Here is a 25,324-nt window from a genome sequence, read left to right as displayed (position 1 = left end):
CCGGCGATGACGGGTGACGCTTGGGGGCGGCAATGACGGCAAAGTCTGCGACCGGCAATGCGACCGGTTTCGTCTTTCACGAACTCTATATGTGGCACAATACGTGGAACTGGGCGCAGATCTTTCCGCCCAGCCTCACCGTGCAGCCCGGCGAACATGCGGAGAATGCCGAAAGCAAACGCCGCTTCCGCAACCTCCTCGAGGTGAGCGGCCTGCTCGATCATCTGGTGCCGATCAAGCCGCGCCCCGCCACCGAGGATGAGATCGCCCGCTTCCACACCCGCCCCTATATCGAGCGCATCAAGAAGCTGAGCGCCGAGAATGGCGGCGATGCCAGCATCATGACGCCCTTCGGCAAGGGCAGTTTCGAAATCGCCCAATTGTCGGCCGGCGGCACCATCGCCGCCTTCGACGCCGTCATCGAGGGAAGGCTCAAGAACGCCTATGCCCTGGTGCGCCCGCCCGGACATCATGCCATCGCCGATCTTGGCATGGGCTTCTGCCTGTTCGGCAATGTCGCCATCGCCGTCATGCATGCCCAGGCCGTGCACGGCGTCGGCCGCATCGCCACCGTCGATTGGGACGTCCATCACGGCAACGGCACCCAGGCCGCGTTCTACGGCAGCAAGGATGTGCTGACCATCTCGCTGCACCAGGACAATCTCTATCCGCCCCAATCCGGCGGCCTCGCTGAAATCGGCGAAGGTGCCGGCAAGGGCTACAACCTCAACATTCCGCTGCCGCCGGGCTGCGGCAACGGCGCCTATCTCGCGGCCTTCGAGCATGTCGTGCTGCCGGCCCTGCGCCGCTACAAGCCGGAGCTGATCGTGGTGCCTTCCGGCTTCGATGCCTCCGGCGTCGATCCGCTGGGCCGCATGATGGTGAGCGCCGAGGGCTACCGGCAGATGACGCGCATGCTGATGCTGGCCGCCGATGAACTATGCAACGGCCGCCTGGTCATGTCCCATGAGGGCGGCTATTCGCAGATGTATGTGCCTTATTGTGGTCTCGCCGTGATGGAGGAGATGACGGGCATCAAGACCCATATCGACGATCCCTGGGCCGAGCCGATGTCGACCTGGGGCCAGCAGGAGTTGCAGCCGCATCAATGGACAGCCATCGAGGCAGCCGCGAAACTACTCGACGCGATTAAGTAGAAACAGGTCCGCGCCGGGCCAGCCGCCGCGGCAGCGACCGATCAACCGATCAAGGCGGCTGCTTGAGGGAGAGTTCAAAAATGTCTGAGAAGATCTCGAAACCCAATATCATTCCCAGCCGCCGCAACTTCCTGAAAGGGGCCGCGGCCATGGGCACCGGTGCCGCCGTGCTGGCCGGCATCAATGACGGCGCCCGCGCCGATGGCGATCCCATTCCGGTGGGTCAGGCGGCGCCGCTCACCGATTTTGCCGCCGCCGACGGTGTCGAGTTCCAGAACGGGCTGACCTTGGCCTGCGAGGAGATCAATGCGCTGGGCGGCATCCTCGGCCGGCCGCTGGAGCCCTATTTCGAAGACACCAAGCAGATGGGCGACCCGACCAACGTCCAGGCCGTGCAGCGCCTGATCGATCGCCATTCGGTCCATGCCGTCATCAACGGCTACAACATCGGCTCGGGCGCCGCCGTGCAGGACGTGATCGCCGATGCCGGCATCATCTATGTCCATTACGACACCACGATCGGCCACAACAACCTCATCAAATCCAACCCTGACCGCTATTTCGGCTCGTTCCAGGGTGACCCGGCCGAATATTGGTATGGTCCGGGCTTCCTGAAATTCGTCAAGGACCTTGAGGATACCGGCCAGTACAAGCGCCCCAACAACAAGATGGCCGTGGTGCTGTCGGCCGGCGTCTATGCCGCCAACATCGCCAATGCGATCAGGGAAAAGGGCGCTGAATATGGCTGGGAGATCAGCCTGTTCGAGACCGTCAACGTGCCGATCTCCGAATGGGGCCCGACGCTTGCCAAGATCCGCCAGGATCCGCCGGCGGTCATCGCGATCACCCACTTCCTGCCGGCCGATCTTGCCCAGTTCATGGTGCAGTTCGTGCCCAACCCGACGCCCAGCCTCGTCTACATGCAATACGGCCCCTCGATCCCGGCCTTCCGCGACATTGCCAAGGAAGCCTCGGTCGGCGTCGTCTATGCGACCGTGGTGGGTGCCCTGCAGGACGAAATCGGCGGCGCGTTCGAGAAGCGCTACAAGGCGAAGTTCGGCGAGAATGCCGGCCACAATTCCGGCGCACAGCCCTATGACGGCGCTTACGTCTGGGCGACGGCCGCGGCTCTGGCCGGCGGCAGCGCCGAACCCGGCAACGAGGAACAGAACCGCAAGGTGGCCGCGCGCATGCGCAGCATGATCCATCGCGGTGTCACCGGCACGACGCGCTTCATGCCGGACGAGCAATCGGCCTACACCTATCCGACCCAGGTGAATGATTCCTCCCTTGGCATGCCGCACCAGTTCCTGCAGATTCAGGACCACACCAAGAGCGGTGGCCTGATTGCGCCGGCGCCCTACAACACGGCCAGTTTCGTGTTGCCGAGCTGGATCAAATCCTGATCCGGGGCGGCCTTAGAGAAGGATAGTTTCGGTATGGGGACGGCTGTCGGTGAGCCCTTGCTCGTCTGTCGGAATGTGAGCAAGCATTTTGGGGCGCTGACGGCCGTCAACAATCTCAGCTTCGAGCTGATGCCGGGCGAGGTGCTCGGCATCGGCGGTCCCAACGGCGCCGGCAAGACAACCTTGTTCGAGGCCATCTCCGGCCTCAACCCGGCCAGTGCCGGCGAGATCCTGTTCCAGGGCCGCAACATCACCCATCTGCGGCCCGAAGCCCTGTGCCATGCCGGCATCGCCCGCACCTTCCAATTGAATGCTGGCTTCGACAGCCTGACCGTGCGCGGCAATGTCGAGGTGGCGGCCTATTTCGGGCGCCGCAACCGCCTCATCCCCGGCATCCGCATCGGCCGCGACGTGGCGGAACTGGTCGATGAAGCGCTGGCAGCGGTTGGCCTCACCGGCAAGGACGACCAGATCGTCGGACGCCTGCCTGTGCTCGACCGTAAGCTCCTCATGCTCGCCGGTGCCCTGGCCAGCCAGCCCACGCTTTTGCTGATGGACGAACCGGTGGGTGGCCTCAACCCCAAGGAAATCGACCATGTGATGGGTGTCGTGCGCGCCATCGCCGCGCGTGGCATCACCATCATCCTTATCGAACATGTGATGCGCTTCCTGGTCCAGCTCTCCAGCCGCGTCCTCATCATGCATCACGGCGAAAAAATCTATGAGGGCAGGCCCGAAGGCCTCATCCAGGACCGCAACGTGGTCGACGTCTATCTCGGCGAAGGTGCCTCGCGCAGGCTCGGCGCCCTTCTCGAGGAGCGCGCCTGACCATGGGCAATCTCCTCACCCTGCAGAACGTCACCGCCGGCTATGGCAGCCAGACCGTGCTGCGCGACATTTCGCTCAATCTCGTCGAGGGTGGCCTCACCGCCATCATCGGCCCCAATGGCCACGGCAAGACGACCCTGCTGCGGGCCATCTCCGGCCTGCTGCCCTTGCGCGCGGGGCAAATCTCGCTCGGCGGATTGGTCCTCACAGGAATGCGGCCAGACGAGATCGTGGCGGCCGGCATCATCCATGTGCCGCAGGGCGACATGCTGTTTCCGGAAATGACCGTGCTCGAAAATCTCCTGATGGGTGCCTATCTGCCCGAGGCGGCCGCGGAAAGCGCGCGACGCCTCGATGAAGTCTTCGCCCTGCTGCCGAAGTTGAAGGAACGCCGCGGCCAGGTTGCCAGCACCCTTTCCGGCGGCGAGCGGCGCATGGTCGGCATCGGCCGCGGCCTCATGGGCGGCGGCCGGCTGCTGATGCTGGACGAACCCTCGCTGGGCCTGGCCCCCATCGTCATCGACCAGATCTATGACGTGATCGGCGAGCTGGCTTCGGCCGGCAGGTCGATCCTGGTGGTGGAGGAGAATGCCGCCCGCGTTGCCGACAAGGCAGCCCTCATCACGCTCCTCGATAACGGCCAGCTGGTCTGGACCGGGCAGGGGGCCGAACTGATGGCGCGCCCCGAAAGCGTCGAAACCTATCTCGGAGCCTGACGCAGCGTGGATGTCATTGTCCAGATCATCGCCTCGGGCCTCACCATGGGCGCGATGTATGCCATCTCGACCATCGGCCTGGCGCTGGTCTATGGCTCGCTCAACATGCTCAACATGTCTCATGGCGCGCTTTTGGCGCTGGGCGGTTACATCTGCTATTTCGCCATGAGCCATCTCGGCCTCCATCCGGTGCTGGGACTTGTCGCGGCGATGCTGGTCTGCGGTGCCGTGGGGCTTGGCATCTATTACGTCGCGGCCCAGCCGATGCTGCGCTCCGCCAATTTTGAAACGCAGATCTTCATTGCCACCATTGGCATCGGCGCCATCATCGAGAACGTGATCCTGCGCCTGTTCGGGCCGCAACCGACGCCCCAGCCGCTCAACCTCTCCGGCGCCATCGTCATCGGCACGGTCCATATTCCAAATCAGAATCTGCTCATTCTCGGCGTTGCCCTGGGCTTGATGGCGGCCCTTGCCTATCTCCTGCAGCGGACCCGCCTCGGCCGGGCCATCCGCGCCACCGCGCAAAGCCGCGAGGCGGCGCAGTTGATGGGTGTCCGGGTCGGTGTGGTCTATGCCCAGGTACTGGCCTTGTCCGGCGGCCTCGCCGCCATCTCCGGCGTGATGGTGAGCTCGCTCTCTAGCCTGCTGCCCAATATGGGCGGCGACCCGATGCTGAAAGCCTTCATCATCTGCGTGGTGGCGGGTCTCGGCAATGTCTATGGCGCGGTCGCCGCCGCCATCGTGCTGGGTCTCCTCGAAGCCTTCGCTCAATACATGCTCGGTGTCCGCTACAGCTTCGCCATCCTGCTGCTGCTGGTGATCGCGGTCCTCATTTGGCGCCCCTATGGCCTGTTCGGCCGCAGGCAAGTGGTGCGCCTCTGATGAACATGCGTCGCGATCTGCTCATCGGCCTCGTGCTGGCCCTGCTGGTGGCCTTGCTGCCGACCGTCATCGGCATGCGCTATGTCATCACCCAGGCGACCCTGTTCTTCATCTGGGCGATCGTCGTCCTGCAATGGAATCTGGTGCTGGGCATAGGCGGCATCTTCTCATTGGCGCAGATGGCGCTCTTTGCCGTGGGCGCCTACACCACGGCCATGCTCGGCTATTATTTCGCACTGCCGATGGTGATCGCCATGCCTCTGGCGGCGCTCTTCACCGTGCTGGTCAGCACGATCGTCGGTCTCGCCTGCCTGCGTCTCAAGGGCCCCTATGTGGCGCTCCTTACCCTTGCCGTGGCGCAGGTGCTCTATCTCCTCATCGTCAACGACACCGAATGCTTCACCAATCCGGCCTCGGGCTGCATGCCCCTGTTCGGCGGTGTGCGCGGCTTCACCCGCTTCGGCGATCTCGGCTTTCGCGACCTCTTCGGGTCGAAATGGTATGTGGCCGATTATTATGTCGGCCTCATCCTGCTGTGCCTCGCCGCGGCCTTCTCGATCGCCATCATCCGCGGACCGATGGGCCTTGCTTTCCAGGCGCTGCGCGACAATCCCGGCTGCGCGATGGCACGCGGTGTCAGCCGCTTCAAATACCAGCTCTGGATCTTCGCGCTCTCAGCCTTCTTCACCGGCCTGGCCGGCGCCTTCTACGCGGTGCATTTCGCGGCCGTGGGTCCCACCGCCTTCTCGATCACGACGCTGCTGTTCCTGCTCTCGATGATCGTGGTGGGCGGCATGGGCACGGTCTGGGGACCGGTGCTGGGCGCCCTCATCCTGATGCTGGCCGACGAAGCCATGCGCGAATTCGGCGACTGGCGCGATATCGGCCTCGGCGTGATCCTGGCTGGTTTCGTGATCCTGCTGCCCAAGGGGGTGCTGGGCAGCCTCCAGTCATTGGCCGCCAGCTGGCGCGGCGGCGCACCGCAAGGCTAGCCCTTCGCCGCCCGGCCGATGATGCCGCCCAGCACCTCGTCGATGCGGTCGCGGGCGCGTTCGCATTCCTTGCGTGTGCCGGACAGGAAAAGCCGCCCGCTGGCACCGATCATCTGCACATCGACGAGCGTAATGCCGGGTGCCGCCTTCTCCGCCTCGTTGGCGGCGACCGAGGCGAACAAAGCCGGCTCCAGCTCATAGACCAGCAGCGACTTCCCCGGCAGCAGCATGGACGCTTCCCGGGTGCGGTTGAGGATGATGGCATGCTGGTCGGCCACATTCTCGATGATGTCGGCATAAAGGGTGCGTGGCTTCAACTGGTCGTCAGCCTTGCGCCCGATACCTTTCAGGATGGCGTCGCCCGTTTCCATCAGGTGATCGAGATCGGCGGCATGAAGTTCGAGAATGCCGTATTGCCGTTCGGTGTAAAGAAGACCCGGCTCCATGTCCGGCGCCGATTTCAGCGCAAGATCGCAGATCCGGTGGATGGCCAGGGCCGGTGCCACCTCGATGATCAGCGAATGCTCGCCCTGCATCGGCGGATACCCCCGCGCCCGCGTCGGCGTCGACATATAAGCCGCGAACTGGCGGGCCAGATCCTTCACCAACAGATAGACGCGCAGTTCGGTCATGAACACTTCCTGCAAGGCGCAAGACAAGGCGCCCAATGATTCTTCGTCATGCCCGGGCTTGGCCCGGGCATCCACGAGTTAAAGGCCAACCCGAAGACACTCGTGGATCCCCGTGCCAGGCACGGGGATGACGGCATGATTTGGCCTGAACCTTATTTCCCCGTCGCGGTCGAGAAATGCTTGCCGAGGTCGGGATGCGGGCGCGGGATGACATGGACCGAGACCAGCGTGCCGACGCTGCTCGCAGCCTCGGCACCGGCTTCGGTCGCGGCCTTCACGGCACCGACATCGCCATTGATGATGACGGCGACCAGCCCGTCACCCACTTCCTCGCGGCCGACGACGGTGACGTTGGCGGCCTTGACCATGGCATCTGCCGCGGCCAGCGCTGCGACGAAACCCCTAGTCTCGATCATTCCGATGGCGTTCGACATGGTTCTCTCCTTGCTTTCGATACGTGGTTGTTACTTGGATTTCGGTTTCGACGTCTCGTCCAGCGAGCCGATGATGAGCGCGTCGATGGGAATCTTGCCGCCGCCCAGCCATGAGGCCGCGGTCGAGCCGGTGACGATGAGGACATCCTCGCCCTCGCCGCAGCCCAACACGTCAAAGGCGATCATGCGTCCGCCGCCCAGGCTCTCGACCTCGAGGAAGGCGCCTGAGGGAATATGTTCGATTTTCTTGGTGGCCCAATACCGGCCCACGACCCGACCGCGAATCATTGCCCGATCCTTTCGACGCTGATGTTGCGCGCCTTGGCCTTGTCGCGGGCCAAGGGGGTGATGCTGACGCCGGTCCCGAGCAGCAGGCGCGAAACGCCCTTGCCCAGCTTGGCGATGACGGCTTCGGTGACGACGCCCTTATCAATGCGGTGGCTCTGCGTGGCCGACGATGTGGCGGGTGCCGACATTGCCGACGCCTGACCGGCGAGATGAAATGGATGCCGCCCGGCCTGGATCGCGGCGCGGATCTGCGGATCTTCGGCGAGACGCAGCACGTCGCGGGCAAAGGCGACAAGATCGGCATCGCTGCCGATGCGGATCGAGGCCGCCGGCGCGGTGGTGGCACTCTTGCCCGCTTTCAGCGCCGTCACTTCCTCGGCGATGACGTCACGGATCAGGCTGCGGATGAGGTTCTTGTCGATCATGCGCCAGCTCCCTCCAGAGCCGCGAGGGCGGCTTCGGCACCCATGCGCACATTGGATTCCTCGCCCGAGAGATAGACGCGGCCCGTCGCCCCGAACATGCGGTAGTCGATCACCTTGATATCGGCGGTCTTCTCCGCCTCGTTCGTGGCGAGGATGGCATAGGAGGCCGGCTGCATTTCAAGGACGAACAAGGATTCTCCAGCCAGGATCATGGATCCCGATTTGTTGCGGTTGATGAGGAAGGCATGGCCGTTATCGATGCGCGTCACGATCTTGGAGGCAAGGATCTGCGGCTTCAGCGCCTGTTCCGTGCGCGCGCCCAGCACGTCCAGCACCGCTTCGGCCGCCGCCTTCACCGCCGAGGTCGAGCGCGAATGAAACTCGAGATAGCCGAACTGCCGTTCCACCACCAGCATGCCGCCGCCGACATCGGCATGCTTGAGGGCGACGTCGGTCAGGGCCTCGATATCTAGGCCGGGCGCCACTTCGATGATCTGGGCCGCCATCAGCGTGCGGGGCAGGCGGCCGCGCATGCCGCTTGCCATATAGCAGAGCGTCTGCGGCTGCAGCTGGTCGATGAAGATGAAGGAGCGCAGTTCGGCCATGGGTCAGTTCTGCTTTCTCATGACCGCATCGCGCCGCGGAGTTCTTCCAACACCATGCGGCGGATCTCTTCGCGCAGCAGCGCCACCTCATCGAGCGTGCCACCCGAACCCTGCGGCTGCGGCAAGGGGCTCTGCGCCGCCTCGGCGCCTTCCTGCAGGCGCCCCAATGAGATGGGTGCCTCGAGGCCCAGCGCCAAGGCCGGTCCGCCGGCATTGGCATCGAGCCCGCTGAAATCGCCGAACACTTCCTTGGGATCGTCGTTATAGGCGATGCGCGTCCAGTTGATGAGGTGCTGCGGGCCGACATTCTCCCCCACCGCGGATGAGCCGAAGAATCCGGTGCCGATGGTGAAGGCGGGTGCGAGATGCGTGCCGTATCCGGCCGCGCCCAGGCTGCAGGGCGCATTGACGACGACGCGGAGCGCCTTCACCGCCGCACCGAATTTCAGGATCGTCGCCGGGTGCTTGCTGTGGATCGCCGCCGAATGGCCAGCCCCCGAAAGCCTTATGAGCGCGCGCGCTTGGGTGATGCCGGCCTGGGCGTGGGGCACGCGCAGGAAGCCCAGCACCGGGCACAGTTTTTCCTTGGAGAGCGGCTCGTCGATGCCGATCCGGTCGATCTCGGCGAGGATGATCTGAGTTTGTGCGGGCAGGCGCAAGCCGATGCGCGCGCCGATCTCGACCGCCGATTTCCCCAACACCTCGACATTGAAGCTACCCAGGCCGAACAGCAGCTCGCGTAGCGCTGCCACTTCCTCCGGCTTGGCGATATAGGCGCCCGCAGATTTCAGCGCCTGTTGCAGTCGGTCGGCGATGCTCTCCACCGCCAGCACGACGCTCTCATTGGTGCAGAGGATCGAATTGTCGAACGCCTTCGAGGTCACGATGCGCTTGGCCGCTTCGTTGACATCGGCGCTCTCATCGACCAGCACCGGCGCGTTGCCGGGGCCGACGCCGATCGCCGGATTTCCCGAACTGTAGGCCGAGCGCACCATCGGCGTGCCGCCGGTGGCAAGGATGACACCGACCCGCGGCGAACTCATGAAATATTCGATGAGCGGCAGCTTCGGCTCCTCGATCACCTGGATGATGCCGGTGGGGGCGCCTGCTGCTTCCGCCGCCGCCGCCATCAGCTTTGCCGCCTTGACCGAGCAGCCCTTCGCCATCGGGTGCGGCGACAGGATGATGGCGTTCCGCGTGAAGAGCGCCATCAGCACCTTGTAGAAGACGCTACAGACTGGGTTGGTGGAGGGGGTGAGGGCAAAGACGATGCCGGCCGGGCGCGGCAGCTCCACCATCTTGAGCTCTGCCTTGATGCGCGCCGAACAGTAATCCTCCTGCGCATAGAGCTCGAACAGGCCGCGCGAGGTGAGCTCGTTCTTGATCTTCTTGTGAGCGGCGACACCGAAGCCGGTTTCAGCAACGGCTGCGTCAGCGAGGGCGCCGGCCTGGGCGAACGCCGCGTCGGCTGCCGCGCGTGCGATGGCATGGACCCGAGCGCGGTCGAAGCGCGCAAACGCCGCCGCCGCCCATTCGGCACTCTGCAGCATCAGATCGGCGGTGCCGGTTGCGCGTTTTTCGCCGGCAAGGAGTTCTTGAACGATGGCGGTCATGATCGGTTCCTATCTCACGCGGCGCGGTGCGACTGGCGCCCCTTGCCCATGCAGTCCGCATAGGCAAGGCCGACGGCGCGCTCGACGCGTTCCAGCACTTCGGCACAGAGATCGGCACTCATCAGCACGCCGGGCTTGAACTGCAGGACGCGGGGATCGAGCGTCGAGAAGATGGCCCAGACGCCGTTCTCGTAGAGATGCCTCATCACCGGCTTGGCGACTTCGGGGAAATCGAATTCCAGCCCCATGACGACGCCGCATTGCCGCAGGCCCACGAAGAAATCCGGATAAAGCGCCATGATCTCTTGGAGCCCGTTGCGGAAGGTTTCCGAGATGTAATTGACCATCGGCTTCACCATCGGCCGCTCGAGAATCTCCAATGTCTTCATGGCGACGAGGCAGCCAAGCTCGGCGCCGCCCATGGTCGACATATGGGCAAAGCCGTCCTGCTTCAGCCAGCCGGCATAGGGTTCGCGCACGACGACACAGGCGATGGGATACATGCCGCCGGAAATACCCTTGCCGGTCACCAGGATATCCGGCGTGATGCCATAGCGCTGATAGCCCCACATCTCGCCGCAGCGCATGAGCCCGGTCTGCACCTCGTCGGCGATATAGAGCGCACCATAGCGCTCGCACAACTTCTTCACTTCCTGCAGGTAACCCGGCAAGGGCATCGGGAAGCCGTAGGTGGCGGGGATCGTCTCCATGATCAACGCCGCGATATCCTTGGCGCGCAGCGCATCTTCCATCGCGTTCAGATCATTGAACGGCACATGGATGAATTCTTCCGGATTGTCGGAGAGGAAGATCTTCTTGAAGCGGTCGGCGCCGGTCGCGACCGCGAGGCCGGTATGGCCGTGATAGGCGTTCTTGATCGAGAGAATCTTGCGCTTCTGCGTGGCGTTGCGCGCGGTCTTGAGCGCGATGTCGATGGCTTCGGCACCACCCGAGGCATAGATCGTGTAATGCATGTCGCCGCCGCAGATCCGCGCCAGCATTTCGGCGAGCGCCGTCCGACCCTGCGAGGGGAAGTGATGATTGCCCATGTCGAAGCGGGTGGTGCCGCGATTCAGCACCTCTACCAGTTCCGGATGGCGATGGCCGATATTATAGGTGCCGCCATTGAGGTGCAGGTCGATGAGGCGGCGGCCTGACATGTCGTAGAGGAAATAGCCCTCGCGCCGGTCGATCACCAGATCGACGCCCATATCCTGCCAGGCCTGGGTCTTGGCGGGATTCCAGAACTGCTTCGATTTCGCGAGCATCTCGCGCTTTTCGGGACTCTGTTCTCGCTCGGCCATGGCTCGTTTCCTCAACCCTGAAGGGGTCAGCTGTATTGGCGTAAGTAGCGCTCGGCGAGCTCGCAGGTGCCGGTGCTGTAGCCCGGCCCTTCGGTGCGCGCGAGATCGGTTTCGGCATGGCTCCCCATCCAGGCGAACAGCGTCATGCGCCGCAGCAGGATGAAGGTCCAGATTTCATGTTCGTCTTCCGGCGGCAAGGTGCGGATACGGCGATAGCCTTCCTTCCAGGCTTCCATCAACTCCGGCACATCGGCGCGGTCCTCGAAGAAGCTGACCGCGGTGGCGGCGTCATAAAGGAACCAGCCAAGGCCGCAATCGTCGAAGTCGATGACACGCACATCGCCGTTGTGAACGAGGAGATTGGCCAGCCGGAAATCGGCATGGATGAGGCCATAGCGGGTGTTGGCCTGGCCGAAACGTGCGAGCCGCTTCTCCATGAGATCGACCGCGCGTTGCAGCAGCCTTGCCCGGTCCGGCGTGCAATCCGGCCCGTCCTGCCAGCGTCCCCAATTGGCGGTCCGGCCCACGGAATGCTCAAAATCCCAGGAGAGGCGCTCGAAATAGGGTGGCCGCGCCCAGCCTTCGCTGTGATTGTGGCAGCGCGCCGTGACTTCGCCCAGCTGGCGGAACGGCGCCATGAGATTGTCCTGCGGCGGCTCGATCCCGTCGATGAACTCGAACAGCACGCAATTGCGCGGGCTGGAGAGGGACGGATGCGACACGGTCTGGATGTCGCTGCCGTCCTGCGCGGGGATCGCCTGTGGCGTCTTCACCCCGGCTTCCGCCTGCAGGGCGCGCATCCAGGCCAGCTCGCTGCGAATGCCATTGAGACTGTGATAGCCCTCGCGGTGCACGCGCAGGATCACGGGGCGCGCAGCACCCTTTGGCGTCACGCGGTAGGTCCAGTTTTCGGAATGGTTGATAAGCTTCAGCTCGGCGCCGCCTAAGCCCCAACGCGGCAGGCTGGCTACCGCCAGTTCATCGATCACGCGCAACAATTGTTCAGTCGTGAGCATGCCGCTCATGAATATCCTCAGCTCCCAGATGTCGATCAGGCTCTTTGCCCGCCAAGTGTTTAGAAACCCAATTCTTAAAAACCCTGGCGGAGTCGCCGCTTGTTTGCGACCGGCATGTTTCCATCTGTTTGGCAGGTTAGGCCGCGGACGTCATGCCGCGCTTGACCCGTGGGGGGGTGATCTTGACAGCTGAACCGCTTTGCACCCTTGAAGGCCGGACGCGGCCCATGCCATCATTGGCTCTTGTCCACGGCTTGACATGGCTTGGCCGGAGAAATCCCGATGGCAACCGCTCTGCTGGATCCGAAGACCGACAGCCGCGAGACCGGCGCGCCCATCGTGCTGGCGGCGGCGGCGACCGGCCTTGTCGATTTCATCGAGCGCCAGCATGGCGACGTCGATTCGATCTTCGGCAATTCCGGCATCGCCCCGGACATGGCGGGGGCACCGACCCTGAAATTGAAGCTTGCCTCCTATTGCCGCCTGTTCGAGCAGGCCGCCAAGCAGATCGAAGGTGAGAAGTTCAGCCCCGGCAATTTCGGCCTGCATTTCGGCCAGCAATTCCAGCCCCGCGACCTCGGCATGTGGGGCTATGCCGCCATTTCCTCACCGACCCTGGGGGCGGCCCTCGACAATCTGGTGCGCCTCTTCCATTTCCACCAGGAATCTTCCGGCATGCAGCTCGCGCGCGGGGCCGACGGGTTGATGCGCCTTGAATACCAGATCTATTCCTCGGAAATCGTCGAACGCCGCCAAGACGCCGAACTGTCGCTCTGCATGTTCGCCAATGTGATCCGCGATTGCTGCGGCCCGAAATGGGCGCCGGTCGAGGTGCATTTTGAACATCCCCGCCCGGAATTCTGGAAGGATCACGAGACTGCCTTCGACGCCCCGGTCTATTTCAGCCAGCCCACCAACGCGCTGCTGTTCCGCCCGGAACTCCTCGACCGGCAGATGCCGGGGCGCGACCTGCAGCTCCTCACCATGATGCAGACCTGCCTTGAATCATTGGGCTCGCACCGTCAGGGCAGCGACGGCATGGTCGACCGGGTCAAGACCGCGATCCGCGTCAATCTGCCGGGCGGCTATCCCAGTCTGGAACAGATCGCGCAGATGCTGCGCGTGCCGGGCGCCATGATCCAGCGGGAACTTGCCGAACAGGGCCTCACCTACAAGGACGCGGTCGAGACCACGCGCCAGAGTCTGGCCCAGATGTATCTCGATCAGCGCCAATTGCCGCTGACCGAGATTGCCCTGCTGCTTGGCTATTCCGAACTCTCCGCCTTCACCCGCGCCTTCACCCGCTGGACCGGCGTCAGCCCCCGCGCCTATCGCAAACAGGGGCACTGAACCCCCTCACCCCAACCCCTCTCCCGCAAGGGGAGAGGGGCTACGTCACGCAGTGGCGGTGAGATCTTCTTGTCTACGTACGGTTTTGCCGGCACAGCCTCATTCCCTCTTCCCTTGCGGGAGAGGGTAAGGGTGAGGGGGAACGATCAGTACAATTCCAACTCACATCTGCGCCATCGCGTCCTGTGATTCCGGCAGGATCTGACCGCCATCGACGATGATCGTCTGCCCGGTGATATAGCCCGCCTCGCGCGAGGCAAGGAACAAAGCGGCATGGCCGATATCGTCGACCGTGCCGAGCTTGCCCAGCGGCACCGCCGCCGCCATGCCCTTCATATAGGCCTCGCCCAATTCGATGAGCCCCTCGGTCATGACATTGCCGGGAAGCACGGCGTTGACCGTGATGCCGTATTTCGCAAGTTCCATGCAGGCCGTGCGCATGAAGCCCAATTGGCCCGCCTTGGTGGCGCCGTAATGGGTCCAACCCGGAAAGCCGGTGACCGGCCCGGTGATCGAGGATGTGATGACGATGCGGCCTTCGCCGGATTTCTTGAGGTAAGGCACGCAGGCCTTCACCGACAGGAAGGTGCCCTTGAGGTTGGTCGCCATCACATCGTCCCAGGTCTCCGGCGACATTTCCTCGATCTTCACCTGCGGGAACATGCCGGCATTGGCACAGAGCACGTCGACGCCGCCATAGCGATCGACGGCGGCCTTCGCCATCTTCTCCATCTCGGGCAATTTGGTGACGTCGGCCGAAAAGCCCGAGGCGGTATGCCCCATATCGGTCAATTCCTTGGCCGCGGCTTCCGCGGCTTTGAGATCGCGCCCGACCACCAGCACCTTGGCGCCGTGCTGCGCGAAGACGCGGGCGATGCCCTTGCCGATGCCCTTGCTGGCGCCAGTGACGATGACGGATTTCCCCTTGATCGATGCGGCCAACATGGCGCGTCTCCTCTATCTTTGCTCAGGTTTCCGATTGATCGCTGACGGCGCGGCGGCGGCGCAGCATCAGGATGATGGCATAGCCGACGAGCAGCAGGCCCGCAGCCCCCACGGTCGAGACGGTGCCCAGCACCGGGACGCCCGGCGTATAGCCCGCGACCATCTTGGCATAGAGATATTCGGGGATCGTCGTATCGGCGCCGGTCGTATAGAGCGACAACGGGAAATTGCCCCAGGACAGCAGGAACGCAAAGAGGGCGCCGGAGAAGATGCCGGGGAACAGTACCGGCAACGTCACTTCGCGGAATACCTGCCATTTGGTGGCACCGAGATCGAAGGCCGCTTCTTCCAATGCCGGATCGAAGGAATAGACCTGGATCGAGATGACCAGGGTGCAGACCGGGACGATCCAGACCAGATGCGCAAACACCGCCGTCTGCCAAGACATGGTGAGGCCCAGCGCATTGAACCACAGCAGTAGGGAAAGACCCAGCACCGATTGCGGAAAGAAGATCGGCAGCAGCACGATCTTCTGATAGAGGCTGCGCCCCTTCCAGTCATACCGTGCAAAAGCGAGCGCGCCGAAGAGCGCGATGGTGACCGCAATGACGGTGACGCAGAAGGCGATCAGCAAGGAGGTCTGGAACAGCTGGTGGATTTCCAGCGAGGCGAAGGTCTTCTCCCACCAGGCGAAGCCCCATTTTGTGATCGGGAAGATGAAATAGCGGCTCGACGTCATCGAGGCCAGCAGCAGGCAGAGGCCCGGCAGGTACATGAACACGACCACGGCCGCGGTCCAGGCCCAGATGAGTGAGGTACGCCAGCGGGGGGCGAGGCTGCTCATGGCCTATCTCCGTCCCAGGATGGCATCGAGATCGAAGCGGCGTAGCACGAGGAGCACCATGGTGCCCACCACCAGCATGAGGAGTACCGAAAGGGCGGCCCCCAGTGGCCAGTTCTGCGCATAGGTGAAGGCGATCTCGATGTCGTGGCTGATCGGGATGATCTGCTGCCCACCCAGCACCTTCGCCTCGGCGATAGCACCCACCGCCAGCACGAAGGAGAGCAGGAAGCCGATCATGATGCCGGGCATGGAAAGCGGCAGTTCCACCTCCTTGAACACCTGCCAGCGCGTGGCGCCGAGGTCGAAGGCCGCGTCGCGGGTCTGGTCGGGCACCATGGAGACGCCGAGCGTCATCGGGAACAGCATGAAGGGGAGATACACATAGACCATGCCGAACACGATGATGCCGTTGGTGAACAGCCAGCTTTCGGGCTCGATGCCAAACCAGGATTTGAGCGTGCCCAGCAGCACGCCGTTCTTGATGAAAAACAGGACCCAGCCGTAAAGCCGCACATTTTCCGAGACGAACAAGGGAATGGTGAACAGCAACGTCACCAGGGTCGCATATTTGCCGAACACGCGGGCGAGGCCATAGGCGATCGGATAGCAGATCATGGCAAGGATCAGCACCGTCACGGCGGCAAGACCCAGTGACCAGAGGAAGGAGAGATAACTGGTCGAGTTGAAGATCTCGATGTAGTTGCCAAGGCTCCAGCTCTGCCACAGCGAGAAGCTCCGCGCGGGGATGAAGCTGAAGCCGATGACGGCCAGCAGTGGGGCCGCGAATCCCACCAGCAGGAACAGCAGGATGGGAATGGCGTGCCTAGTGCCGGGACCGATGCTCTTGGCGAGGTTCATGCGCTGCCCCCGCCGCTCAATCCGTCACCAGGATGCTGTCCTTGGCATCCCAGCCGATCAGCACACTGTCGTCGCGCTGGCCGGTGAAGGCCTGCTGGCGCAACTTCTCGACGATGAAGACATGGTCATGGACGCGGACCTGGTACTGGATGCGCGAGCCCAGCACATATTCATTATAAAGCCGGCCTTCGATGCAGTTCTCGGCGCCGGCGCGGCTCTCGACGAAGCGCAGCGATTCCGGTCGCACCACCAGATGCCCGGCGCCAAAGCCCGCCGGCACCGCGGGGCTGGCAATATCGATGCCGAACTCCGCCGCATGGACGGTCGAAGGTCCCTTGGCGGTCACCGCCATGACATTGACGTCGCCGATGAATTCGGAGACGAACTTCGTCTCCGGCGCGGAATAGATCTGCTGCGGCGAACCCACCTGCACCAGTTGCCCGGCGCGCATGACGCCGATCCGGTCGCTCATCACCATCGCCTCTTCGAGGGAATGGGTGATGTAGATGAAGGTCTTGCCTGTCTCGCGGTGGATGTCCTTCAGCTCTTTCTCAAGCGTCTTCCTGAGCTTGTAGTCGATGGCGGAGAGCGGCTCGTCGAAGAACAGGATATCCGGGTCATAAGCCAGCGCCCGGGCAAGTGCTACGCGCTGCCGCTCGCCGCCCGAACATTTGGTGACGCTCTTGCCGTAATAATCCTGCGGCAGGCGCAACTGCGCCATCAGCTGCAGCGCCCGCGCCTTGCGGACGTCGGGCGCGATATTCTTGATCTTGAGCGAGAATTCGATGTTCTGCCCGACCGTGCGGTGCGGAAACAGCGCCAGCGACTGGAACACCATGCAGGTCGGCCGCTTGTTGGCCGGCAGGTCGTTGATGCGGGCACCCCGCAGCAGGATATCGCCGCTGCTGGCACTCTCCATGCCGGTCAGCATGCGCAGCAGGGTGGTCTTGCCGCTGCCCGACGGGCCGACGATGGTGAAGAACTCGCCTTCGGTGATATCGAGGTTGATTTCTTTGACGGCCGTGAAGGAACCGAACGTCTTGGTGAGCTTTCGCAATTGCAATATGGGCGATCGGCCGTTCATGGTCCTCGAAAATCCGGATCGTGATGAAAGGGGTGTGGAGAAACAGGATCGCCCGGCAAAAGATCAGCCGGGCGATCCCCGTTCGTCAAGACGTCTTCGGCAATCAGCCGCCGGACGCGTCGCGCTTTGCTGCGGTCATGATGTCGAGCAGCTTGTCGTAATCCGGCACGATGTCGTATTCGACCGAGCGCGCCATCTCTTCCTCAAGGCTGTCATACTGGATGGCGTCCAGTTCTTCCTTGGTGAACAGGCTGAAGCAATCCGGGTTGCCCATCTGCGCCACGGGGTTGAATGTGCCTTCGGCGAAGGCCACGGTGTGGGCGACCTTCGGGTCCTGGACATACTCCAGGAACTGCACGGCCAGCGGCGAGACATCCGGGTTGTTGACCACCGAGGTGATCTCGATCCAGGAAATGCCGCCCTTGCCACCGGCGAGCGGGCCCTTCTTGGGTGTCACGGCGCGGATGTTGAGGGCGCCGTCGGCACGCGCCGGCGAGGCCGAATAGGTGCCGCCCGTCATGTGGAAGTCGATTTCGCCCGAGACCAGCGCCTGGTTCATGGTGGCGATATCGCCCACCATCTTGGCGCCCTTGAACACCTTCTTCGCGGTCTCGCCGAATTTGGCGATTTCCTCAGGCGTATGCTCCTTGAACGGATCGAAGCCGGCGATGCAGCAGATGTTGAACACGTTCCAATCGTCGGATTCGAGTACGCCGTATTTCTTGTCATTGGCAGGATCGTTCCACAGATCCCAGCCCTGGTCCTCGGCAGTAGCCCGGCTCACCTTGTCGGTGTTGACGACGAAGGAGTAGGGGCCGTAGCGCTGCGCCATGCCAAGAAGTTGTTCCCCGCTATCGTCCATCGCCCATTTGTAGGGCGGCTTGAAGTCCGGGCCCATCTTCGTGAAATAGGGCTCCATCTTGGCGCGGTCGAGCGGCATGATGAGCTTTCCGGGAACATGACCTTGCGCGCCCAGTGATTGTTGACGTTGATGAGATCCCACACATTGGTCTCGCCGGCGCGCAGCCGGTTGATCATGGTGGGGTCGTTGGTGAGCGATTCCGCCTTCACCGTGGCGCCGCTCGAGGTGCGGAACGGGTCCAGCACCTGGGCCGAGTTATAGCCTTCCCAGCACAGGATATTGAGTTCCTTCGACCGGTCGGCGAAGGCCGGGCGCAGGCCGGCAACGCCGCCGGCGGCAAAGGCCGCCGCCATCAGGGCCGAATTCTGCATGAAGTTACGACGTGACTGCTTGAAGCTGTTCATCTGTCCCTCTCCGTAGGCCCGGACATTTTCTGCCGGTGCTGCTTCCCTGTTGACCAAGCTGGTGCATCTCACCCGCGAATGCCGGACGGATGCGGTTTCGTGCTCTTCTTCGCTTGCTTGACGCAAGTCGCCTTGATGTCGGTCACACTATGGACGATAGGGCTCACCTACCACCCGGTCTTGACATTTAGCCCGTTAATCTTGACAGCGGTTAAGATGACACCAGCCACTCAGGTTAACGCCAGCCAATTTCGCGTGAGCGTCCGGCAGACCTGGACGTAGTCGCCGAAATGAGTTTCGAACTGCTGGTCGAGATCGGTCAGCAATCTTGGCTCATCACGGCAGAAATCCTGGCCGAACATCCGGATCCAATCCCGCACGATATCGATCGTGACCTCGATATGAAACTGCACGCCATAGGTCTTGGCCCCGACCCGGAACGCCTGGACCGGACAGGCGCCGCCCGTCACCAGGGCGACGGCACCTGGCGTCTCGCGGGTTGCCTCGTAATGGTTCTCGAAGGTCGTGATCGGTTCGGCGATATCCTTGAACAAGGGGTCAAGCTTCCCCTCCGGCGTCAGCTCCAATTGCCGGAAGCCCGATTCCAGCCGGCTCATGCGGTAGATCTCGCCACCGAAGGCATGGGCGATGATCTGCGCACCCAGGCACACACCCAGCACCGGCCGGTCCAGGGCCGTGAAGGCGCGGATGAGGGCCATCGTCTCGGTCAGGAACGGATAGAGATGTTCGTCCCGGGCACTCATCGGCCCGCCCATGACGATAAGCCCGGCATAACCGCCCGGCCCCTCCGGCAGGCCCGGATAATCCATCGGCGCCTGGCTGGCAAAGCGCCCGACCGGAAAGACCGCGTCATAGCGAACACCCTGCTCGATGAGCGCCTGGCCGAGGAGGCCTGGTGGTGCCACCAATTCCGGGACGATGATCAGGACGCGCTTCATGCCAGCTTCATCATATCGGTGAACTCCGCCGCGTTCATGACATGGCAATAGATCATGTTGATGATGGCCAGTTCCTGCTCATGCAAGGCGTGGGAGCCCGCGGCACAGCAATCCTCGATCACCACCACCTGGAAGCTCTCATCGGCAAGGCTCCGCACGGTCGACGAGACGCATTGATCGGTGAAGATGCCAAGGCAGATCACGTTCTTGATGCCGAGATTATGGAGGATCAGGCGGAGATTGCTGCCGGTCAGCGCACTATCGGTGGTTTTGGTGACGGTAATCTCGTCACCCTGGGGGGCCAATTGCGGCACGATCTGCGAGGCATGCTCATCCTTGGGAAGCAGCAGATTGTTCCAGCCCGGCATCTTCTGGCTCAAGGACCGATCCCGCCCATCCTGCGTCTGGCAGGCGATACGCGCGAACAGGCATTCGATGCCGTGTTTGCGCGCAAGCCGCAGCAGCTCCGCCGCGCGCGGGATGACGATCTCGTTCATGCGCGTGTGGAACGGCGTCCAGGCATCGTAATGCGCCTTGCCCGCCTCATCGAGGGTCGCCCGGTCCGGCCGTTCCAGATAGGTATTCTGCACATCGATCACCAGCAGCGCGGTTTCCGACGGCTTGAAGTCGAAATCCCCCGGCTCCGGCGCGCCGGCGTAATAGAAAGATCGGTTGCGTGTCTTCCAGGTCATGTCACTCTCAAAAAAATCCCCTCACCCCGGCCCTCTCCCCGCAAGCGGGGCGAGGGAGTTTCGAGCGAGCTCGTCTCTAAGTCCCTCGCCCCTTAGGGGAGAGGGGTTGGGGTGAGGGGGCTTCCCTAAAACCTATACGTAAACAACCCCCTGCGCTCATAAACCTCCGCCGCTTCCTCGACAAATGCCGCCATCTGTGCAGCGCCATAGGTCTCGCGCAGGGTCTTGGCGGCGGCCAGCAGATCGTCCTTGGTCTTGGCGCGCCCCGGCCGCAGCAGTTCATAGACTTTGAGCACGAAATCCTGCGGCACGTCGACGATCTCGGCCGCGCGTTCGAAATTGCGCGCAAGCGTCGGCCGTCCCGCCAGTTCCGAGATGCTGGCCTGATCCTTCAGCGCCTGCGACGTGATGCGCAGATCCTCCAGCGTCACCTTGCCGGCCTCGACGGAATTCAGGGTGAGTTCCTCAAGTGGCGTGCCGCGCGCGGTCCTGACCAGATCGGGGCGGTTCTCCGCCAGCGGATAATCGGCAATGCCGTTGATGCGGGTCATTAATGCGCCTCCAGGAACGCGATCTCGATATCCTCAGGCTTCGCCCCATCGGCAGTGAGCGAGGTCTCAATGGCATAGATGAGCGCCACCTGCGCGTGATAGCGCGCGCCCATCGCCTTGCCCTCGGTCGGCACCACCACCGGCTCCGGCATCTCGCCTTTGGCATAGGTGGCGGCGTTCGCGCCGAAGCTGCGATAATGTGCCAGCGACGTGATCGGCGCGTTGGAAAAAAGCTCCAGATTATGGTGCGGCAGCCGGTCGGCCTGGTGGATGACCGCTGTCCCCTTGGCCTGGATTCCGATGCCGATGCCGGATCCGGCCAGGCGCGCGGCACTCAATCCCAGGAACGAGGTATCCGCCGTATGCCGCATGCGCACGATGCGGGCGATCCCACCCTTGGCCGCGATTCCCTCGCTCAACGCGCGCAGCACCGCCGACAGGGCATGGCCGGCAAGGGTGCGGAAGAGTTTGACGCCAAAGGCCGGGCTCACGCCGATGACGATCTCGTTCTTCGGTCCCGTGGCCGCGGCAACGCCCAATGTCTTGTAAGTGATGAGCTTGGCCTCGGGGCCCGCGAAGGTAGCCTCCGTGCGGAGTACCTCCTCGCGCGTCAGCACATCGCGGATGGCGGAGAGTTCCTGTCGCCGCGCCTCGCTCACCCGGTAGCCGGTGCCGGGGCCACTGTAATCGTTGGGATTGTTGACGGCGCTCACCACATGGCCGTTGCGCACCACCGCCGCCGTCTGCAGATAGTCGCCCGACACGCGCAGCCGCACGACATTGAGCAGGTTCTGCGCCTCAACGCGGAAGCCGCGCTTGGCCAGCGCCTTGATCACATCCAGCACATTGATGCCGCGTTCCTTGATCTTCTCGCTGATGAAGGAAACATCTCGCGGCAGATAGCTCTCCGTGTCGTTGGAACCTGACGCCACGGCGACACTGCGCTTCATGGCCTCTGTCGGCGCCCCCAGATCCAGTTCGGCAAAGACCGCGGCCAGCGCGTCGATGGCGCGCTTGCGCACATCGAGTGCCGTCGCTTCGCCGACCGAGGTCAGCCCGCCATCGGCCTCATAATCCCGCTGCAGCACCAGGAAATCCTCCATCTCCTCGCCATTGAAGGAGGAGGGGTTGAAGGAGTTGTCGTATTTCAGGATCGAACCCATGCCCGAACAGATGAAGTCCGACCCGGCGATGAGATAGGGCAGGATCTTGGCGCCGACGCGGATCTCGGATTCCGAATGCCGCGCATCGTTGCCGGTCGCGCATTCAAGATCGAGCCACACCGCGATGAGATTTTCGGCCAGCAATTCACGCACACCGCCCGGCATGGTGGACGCAAGCGGCGCCCCGTCGATGCCGCCATTCTGCGTGCCCTGCACACCCATCGCCCGCTGCAGACAGAGGCACCGCGCCTCAAGATAAAGCAGCGATTTCGATTCATGGAACCCCATGAGGAGTTCCGAGGCAGCGCCCGACGTGCAGCGCATCTTGATGCCGCGCGAGGCATAGGCCGCGGCCAGGAACGCCTTCGACCAGGGGGTGTCGTCACCATCGGTAAACGCCCGCTCGGTGCCATAGACCGAGACCGTCTCGGCATAGGAGGTGAAGCCCGCCATGCCGATCTGCAATTCCTCGGCCTCTTCGCTCGAACATTGGAAGAGGGTGCCCCAGCGCCCGACCGCGGCCCCCACCGCGCAAGCCAGCGCATTGGACCAGGCATTGCGCGCGACGCGCATGGTGGTTTCGACCTCGTCGAAGCCAAAGGCCACCGCCGTCGCGGCATCGGCCGCCAGTTGCAATGGGTCGTCCTTGGCGTTGGTCACATGGCCCTGATTGCCGGGCATCTTCCTGGTGCGCATCTTGGAAAAGGCAAAGGCCAGCTCGATGGCCGAGAGCTGCGCTACCACCTCGGCAAGCTTTGCCGGCGTCAAGCCATGGGCTAGGCGCGCCAGTTCCTCGCGCGGGACCGCGATATCGACCAGCCGCCGCGCGATCTCGGCCGAGGGGATCGCCATTGCCGTGGGTGCGAGGTCCAGATCCAGGTGATGATGGGCGATGAAATGATCGATCATGTCGAAATCGGCGAGCGGGATACCATCCATGCTGGCGATCCGGCCGGCTTCCATCACCAGGCCGGGTTTCGGGTCCTTGGCGCCGTGGAAGGCAGCAAAGCCGTTCTCCGGATCCTCGACCGCGAACCGGTCGAGGCGCAGGGGCCGCTCGTCCCAATCGGCGAAACGGCGCCACCGGTTGGCTCCCGGATTGCTACCTGCCTGCGTGGGGTCGGTCATCAGCTACTCCCGATGCAATCTTCTGCGCAGTCTTCAGGGAATTTAGCGGCAGGTTAGAGTTAGGCGACACCGGGCGCTGGGCCCAAACCGGCCCGATCTTGACAGGTTCGCCATGTTGCCTTGCAGCATCGGCGGCAGCATGCCGTCATTCCTGACCCATACAAGGACGGTCTTCGATGATCCATCCGGGACGACAGGCATTGGCGGAAACCGGCGGCACCCAGAGTGGGCCGGTGGTGCTGTCCGCCGCTGCGTCCGGTCTGGTCGATTTCATCGAAGCCCAGGGCGGCGATGTCGATTCCATCTTCGGCAATTGCGGCATCGCGCCGGAAATGACCGCGGCACCCACCCTGCAGCTCCGCCTCGCCGCCTATTGCGGCCTGTTCGAGGAAGCGGCGAAGCAGACCGGGCGCGACAATTTCGGCCTCTGGTTCGGCCAGCAGTTTTCCCCCCGCGACCTCGGCATGTGGGGCTATGCCTCGCTCTCCTCGCCCACCCTGGGCAGTGCGCTGGAGAACCTGGTGGGCCTGTTCCGCTACCAGCAGAGTTCCTCCGCCATGGGGCTGCGGCGCGATGCCGACGGGCGCATGCGCCTCGAATACCAGATCCTGTCGCCCGCCATCATCGCCCGCCGCCAGGATGCCGAATTGTCGCTGGGCCAGTTCACCAACATCATCCGCGAGGCCTGCGGGCGTCGCTGGTCCCCGCTCGAAATTCAGTTCGAACATCCGCGCCCCGATGATTGGCGCCAGCATGAGCTGGCCTTCGGCGCGCCGGTCTTTTTCGGCTGCAAGACCAACGCCATCATCTTCGATGCCGATCTCCTGGCGCGACCGATGCCGGGCCGCGACCTCAAGCTCCTCACCATGATGCAGACCTGCCTGCAATCCCTGGGCTCCCATGACCGCTCGGAATCGCTCATCGACCGGGTGCGCGGCGCCGTCCGGCTGCGCCTCACCGATGGCGCCCCGACGCTGGAGCAGATCGCCCATATGCTGCGCCTGTCGCCCACCGCCATCCAGCGGGCGCTCGCCGATGCCGGCCTCGGCTACCGCGAGGCCGTGGATGCGACGCGCTATGATCTTGCCCGCCATTACCTGCAGCAAAGCCAGTTGCCGCTCAGCGAAATCGCCCTTCTGCTGGGCTATTCCGAGCTTTCCGCCTTTACCCGCGCCTTCACGCGCTGGGCCGGCATCAGCCCCCGCGCCTATCGCAGCGGCTTGCTGCGCCACTGAAGAATCCCCGCTTTCATACCAATCGGTCAGCTCTGTTACATCGGCTCCGGCTGAACTGAGTTTTGGCCGATTGCTATTGTAACCGCCTTCGCAGGTGCGAAACTGCCCGGGATGAAACTCATCCAACAGAGGGGGCGACAATGAAAAAGACACTATCCCGCCGTTCTATCCTGGCCAGCACGGCCATGCTGGCGCTGGGCCTGCTCACCTTCGGCGCCCATCCGGCATCCGCTGATGCGCTTGAAGACATCGCCAAGGCCGGCTCGATCAAGGTCGGCATCTTCGAAGATTTCCCGCCCTTCGCGTCGCTTGGCTCCGACATGACCATCCAGGGTTATGACGTGGAGATGGCCGAAATCATCGCGAAGCACCTCGGCGTGAAGGCCGATCTCGTCGGCATCACCGGCCAGAACCGCATTCCCTCGCTCAGCGAAGGCAAGGTCGACCTGCTGCTCAGCATCGGCTTCAGCGACGAACGCGCTCTGGTGGTCGATTTCACCGACCCCTACGCGCCCTATTACATCGCCGTCATGGGTCCGGAAGATGTCGCGGTCGCCAATGCCGCCGATCTCGCCGGCAAGACCATCGCCGTCAACCGCGGCACGCTCGAAGACACCGAGGTGACCAAGGTCGCCCCCGCCGGTGCTGATATCCAGCGCTACAGCGATTATAACGGCGTCATCTCGGCCTTCCTCTCCGGCCAGGCGCAGTTGATGGTGGTCGGCAACGATGTCGGCGCCACCATCCTCGCCAAGAACCCGGCGATCAAGCCGGTCGAGAAGTTCCAGCTCCTCACCTCGCCCTCGAACATGGCGGTGAAGAAGGGCGAAGCGGGCCTGCAGAAGAAGCTCAACGACCTGCTGGCCTCGATGCGCGCCGATGGCAGCCTCAACGATCTCGCGGTGAAGTGGCTGAAAGCCCCCTTGCCGAAGGATTTCTAACCCTCCA

Annotated in this window: 25 protein-coding genes and 1 pseudogene; 9 read left to right on the top strand and 17 right to left on the bottom strand. The window is 63.3% G+C overall.

Annotated features, from left to right (window positions below; genetic code table 11):
- Window positions 1–32: 32 nt before the first annotated feature.
- The 6 genes from IPK59_09955 (at window position 33) to IPK59_09930 (ending at window position 5,984) form a co-directional block, all read left to right on the top strand.
- Window positions 33–1,157 (top strand): class II histone deacetylase, encoded by a 1,125-nt coding sequence (locus tag IPK59_09955; GenBank protein ID MBK8159062.1) that lies wholly within the window; start codon window positions 33–35, stop codon window positions 1,155–1,157.
- Window positions 1,158–1,237: 80 nt separating this feature from the next.
- Entirely contained in the window at window positions 1,238–2,563 is a 1,326-nt protein-coding gene (locus IPK59_09950) for an ABC transporter substrate-binding protein (protein MBK8159061.1), read from the top strand.
- A 33-nt stretch (window positions 2,564–2,596) separates the two neighbouring features.
- The gene (locus IPK59_09945) at window positions 2,597–3,391 is read left to right on the top strand and encodes an ABC transporter ATP-binding protein (GenBank protein ID MBK8159060.1); all 795 of its coding nucleotides are present in this window, start codon (window positions 2,597–2,599) and stop codon (window positions 3,389–3,391) included.
- Window positions 3,392–3,393: 2 nt separating this feature from the next.
- Entirely contained in the window at window positions 3,394–4,107 is a 714-nt protein-coding gene (locus IPK59_09940; GenBank protein ID MBK8159059.1) for an ATP-binding cassette domain-containing protein, read from the top strand.
- 6 nt (window positions 4,108–4,113) lie between these two features.
- Window positions 4,114–4,992: a branched-chain amino acid ABC transporter permease gene (locus IPK59_09935; protein ID MBK8159058.1), complete on the top strand. Its 879-nt coding sequence runs from the start codon at window positions 4,114–4,116 to the stop codon at window positions 4,990–4,992.
- A complete protein-coding gene (locus tag IPK59_09930) occupies window positions 4,989–5,984 on the top strand; it encodes a branched-chain amino acid ABC transporter permease (GenBank protein ID MBK8159057.1) in 996 nt (331 codons plus the stop codon). Before IPK59_09935 ends, IPK59_09930 begins: the two co-directional genes overlap by 4 nt.
- On the opposite strand, the gene IPK59_09925 is transcribed toward IPK59_09930, so the two are convergent.
- From IPK59_09925 to IPK59_09890, 8 genes are all read right to left on the bottom strand, one after another.
- On the bottom strand, window positions 5,981–6,616 hold the full coding sequence (locus IPK59_09925; protein ID MBK8159056.1) for a microcompartment protein: 636 nt from the start codon (window positions 6,614–6,616) through the stop codon (window positions 5,981–5,983). The two genes, IPK59_09930 and IPK59_09925, sit on opposite strands and share 4 nt — an antisense overlap.
- Before the next feature lie 152 nt (window positions 6,617–6,768).
- A complete protein-coding gene (locus IPK59_09920; protein MBK8159055.1) occupies window positions 6,769–7,050 on the bottom strand; it encodes a BMC domain-containing protein in 282 nt (93 codons plus the stop codon).
- A gap of 30 nt (window positions 7,051–7,080) precedes the next feature.
- Window positions 7,081–7,338, bottom strand: coding sequence for a EutN/CcmL family microcompartment protein (locus IPK59_09915; protein MBK8159054.1), 258 nt, complete (start codon window positions 7,336–7,338; stop codon window positions 7,081–7,083).
- Complete coding sequence (locus tag IPK59_09910) at window positions 7,335–7,763, bottom strand: hypothetical protein (GenBank protein MBK8159053.1); 429 nt, start codon at window positions 7,761–7,763, stop codon at window positions 7,335–7,337. Before IPK59_09910 ends, IPK59_09915 begins: the two co-directional genes overlap by 4 nt.
- A complete protein-coding gene (locus tag IPK59_09905) occupies window positions 7,760–8,368 on the bottom strand; it encodes a BMC domain-containing protein (protein MBK8159052.1) in 609 nt (202 codons plus the stop codon). Before IPK59_09905 ends, IPK59_09910 begins: the two co-directional genes overlap by 4 nt.
- Before the next feature lie 17 nt (window positions 8,369–8,385).
- Window positions 8,386–9,918 (bottom strand): aldehyde dehydrogenase family protein, encoded by a 1,533-nt coding sequence (locus tag IPK59_09900; protein ID MBK8159051.1) that lies wholly within the window; start codon window positions 9,916–9,918, stop codon window positions 8,386–8,388.
- A gap of 77 nt (window positions 9,919–9,995) precedes the next feature.
- A complete protein-coding gene (locus IPK59_09895) occupies window positions 9,996–11,285 on the bottom strand; it encodes an aspartate aminotransferase family protein (GenBank protein MBK8159050.1) in 1,290 nt (429 codons plus the stop codon).
- A gap of 26 nt (window positions 11,286–11,311) precedes the next feature.
- Entirely contained in the window at window positions 11,312–12,301 is a 990-nt protein-coding gene (locus tag IPK59_09890) for a phosphotransferase (GenBank protein ID MBK8159049.1), read from the bottom strand.
- Window positions 12,302–12,583: 282 nt separating this feature from the next.
- Here IPK59_09890 and IPK59_09885 point away from each other — a divergent pair, with 282 nt between their 5' ends.
- On the top strand, window positions 12,584–13,651 hold the full coding sequence (locus IPK59_09885; GenBank protein ID MBK8159048.1) for an AraC family transcriptional regulator: 1,068 nt from the start codon (window positions 12,584–12,586) through the stop codon (window positions 13,649–13,651).
- A 162-nt stretch (window positions 13,652–13,813) separates the two neighbouring features.
- Here IPK59_09885 and fabG read toward each other — a convergent pair whose 3' ends face one another.
- The 9 genes and pseudogenes from fabG to IPK59_09840 all read right to left on the bottom strand — a co-directional run bounded on the left by fabG (window position 13,814) and on the right by IPK59_09840 (window position 23,141).
- Window positions 13,814–14,593, bottom strand: coding sequence for a 3-oxoacyl-ACP reductase FabG (gene fabG, locus IPK59_09880; GenBank protein ID MBK8159047.1), 780 nt, complete (start codon window positions 14,591–14,593; stop codon window positions 13,814–13,816).
- Between the two features lie 25 nt (window positions 14,594–14,618).
- Complete coding sequence (locus IPK59_09875; GenBank protein MBK8159046.1) at window positions 14,619–15,440, bottom strand: ABC transporter permease; 822 nt, start codon at window positions 15,438–15,440, stop codon at window positions 14,619–14,621.
- A gap of 3 nt (window positions 15,441–15,443) precedes the next feature.
- Window positions 15,444–16,298, bottom strand: a complete 855-nt coding sequence (locus tag IPK59_09870; GenBank protein ID MBK8159045.1) for an ABC transporter permease — start codon at window positions 16,296–16,298, stop codon at window positions 15,444–15,446.
- 16 nt (window positions 16,299–16,314) lie between these two features.
- Window positions 16,315–17,382 carry an ABC transporter ATP-binding protein gene (locus tag IPK59_09865; protein MBK8159044.1) on the bottom strand — a complete coding sequence of 356 codons (1,068 nt, stop codon included), beginning with the start codon at window positions 17,380–17,382 and terminating at the stop codon, window positions 16,315–16,317.
- 103 nt (window positions 17,383–17,485) lie between these two features.
- Window positions 17,486–18,648, bottom strand: a pseudogene (locus IPK59_09860) (extracellular solute-binding protein).
- Between the two features lie 230 nt (window positions 18,649–18,878).
- The gene (locus IPK59_09855; protein ID MBK8159043.1) at window positions 18,879–19,607 is read right to left on the bottom strand and encodes a type 1 glutamine amidotransferase; all 729 of its coding nucleotides are present in this window, start codon (window positions 19,605–19,607) and stop codon (window positions 18,879–18,881) included.
- Window positions 19,604–20,299 (bottom strand): cysteine hydrolase family protein, encoded by a 696-nt coding sequence (locus IPK59_09850; GenBank protein MBK8159042.1) that lies wholly within the window; start codon window positions 20,297–20,299, stop codon window positions 19,604–19,606. Before IPK59_09850 ends, IPK59_09855 begins: the two co-directional genes overlap by 4 nt.
- 125 nt (window positions 20,300–20,424) lie before the next feature.
- The gene (locus tag IPK59_09845) at window positions 20,425–20,850 is read right to left on the bottom strand and encodes a diol dehydratase small subunit (GenBank protein MBK8159041.1); all 426 of its coding nucleotides are present in this window, start codon (window positions 20,848–20,850) and stop codon (window positions 20,425–20,427) included.
- A complete protein-coding gene (locus IPK59_09840) occupies window positions 20,850–23,141 on the bottom strand; it encodes a propanediol/glycerol family dehydratase large subunit (protein ID MBK8159040.1) in 2,292 nt (763 codons plus the stop codon). Before IPK59_09840 ends, IPK59_09845 begins: the two co-directional genes overlap by 1 nt.
- Window positions 23,142–23,317: 176 nt before the next feature.
- On the opposite strand from IPK59_09840, the gene IPK59_09835 reads away from it, so the two are divergent.
- Together IPK59_09835 and IPK59_09830 are read left to right on the top strand one after the other, a co-directional pair.
- Window positions 23,318–24,376, top strand: a complete 1,059-nt coding sequence (locus IPK59_09835) for an AraC family transcriptional regulator (GenBank protein ID MBK8159039.1) — start codon at window positions 23,318–23,320, stop codon at window positions 24,374–24,376.
- Window positions 24,377–24,561: 185 nt separating this feature from the next.
- Window positions 24,562–25,317 carry a transporter substrate-binding domain-containing protein gene (locus IPK59_09830; GenBank protein ID MBK8159038.1) on the top strand — a complete coding sequence of 252 codons (756 nt, stop codon included), beginning with the start codon at window positions 24,562–24,564 and terminating at the stop codon, window positions 25,315–25,317.
- Window positions 25,318–25,324 lie beyond the last annotated feature (7 nt).

The organism is Rhodospirillaceae bacterium (assembly GCA_016712715.1).
GTDB lineage: Bacteria > Pseudomonadota > Alphaproteobacteria > Dongiales > Dongiaceae > Dongia.
Note: the sequence above shows the minus strand (reverse complement) of the source record. Positions and strands in the feature narration are given on the sequence as shown.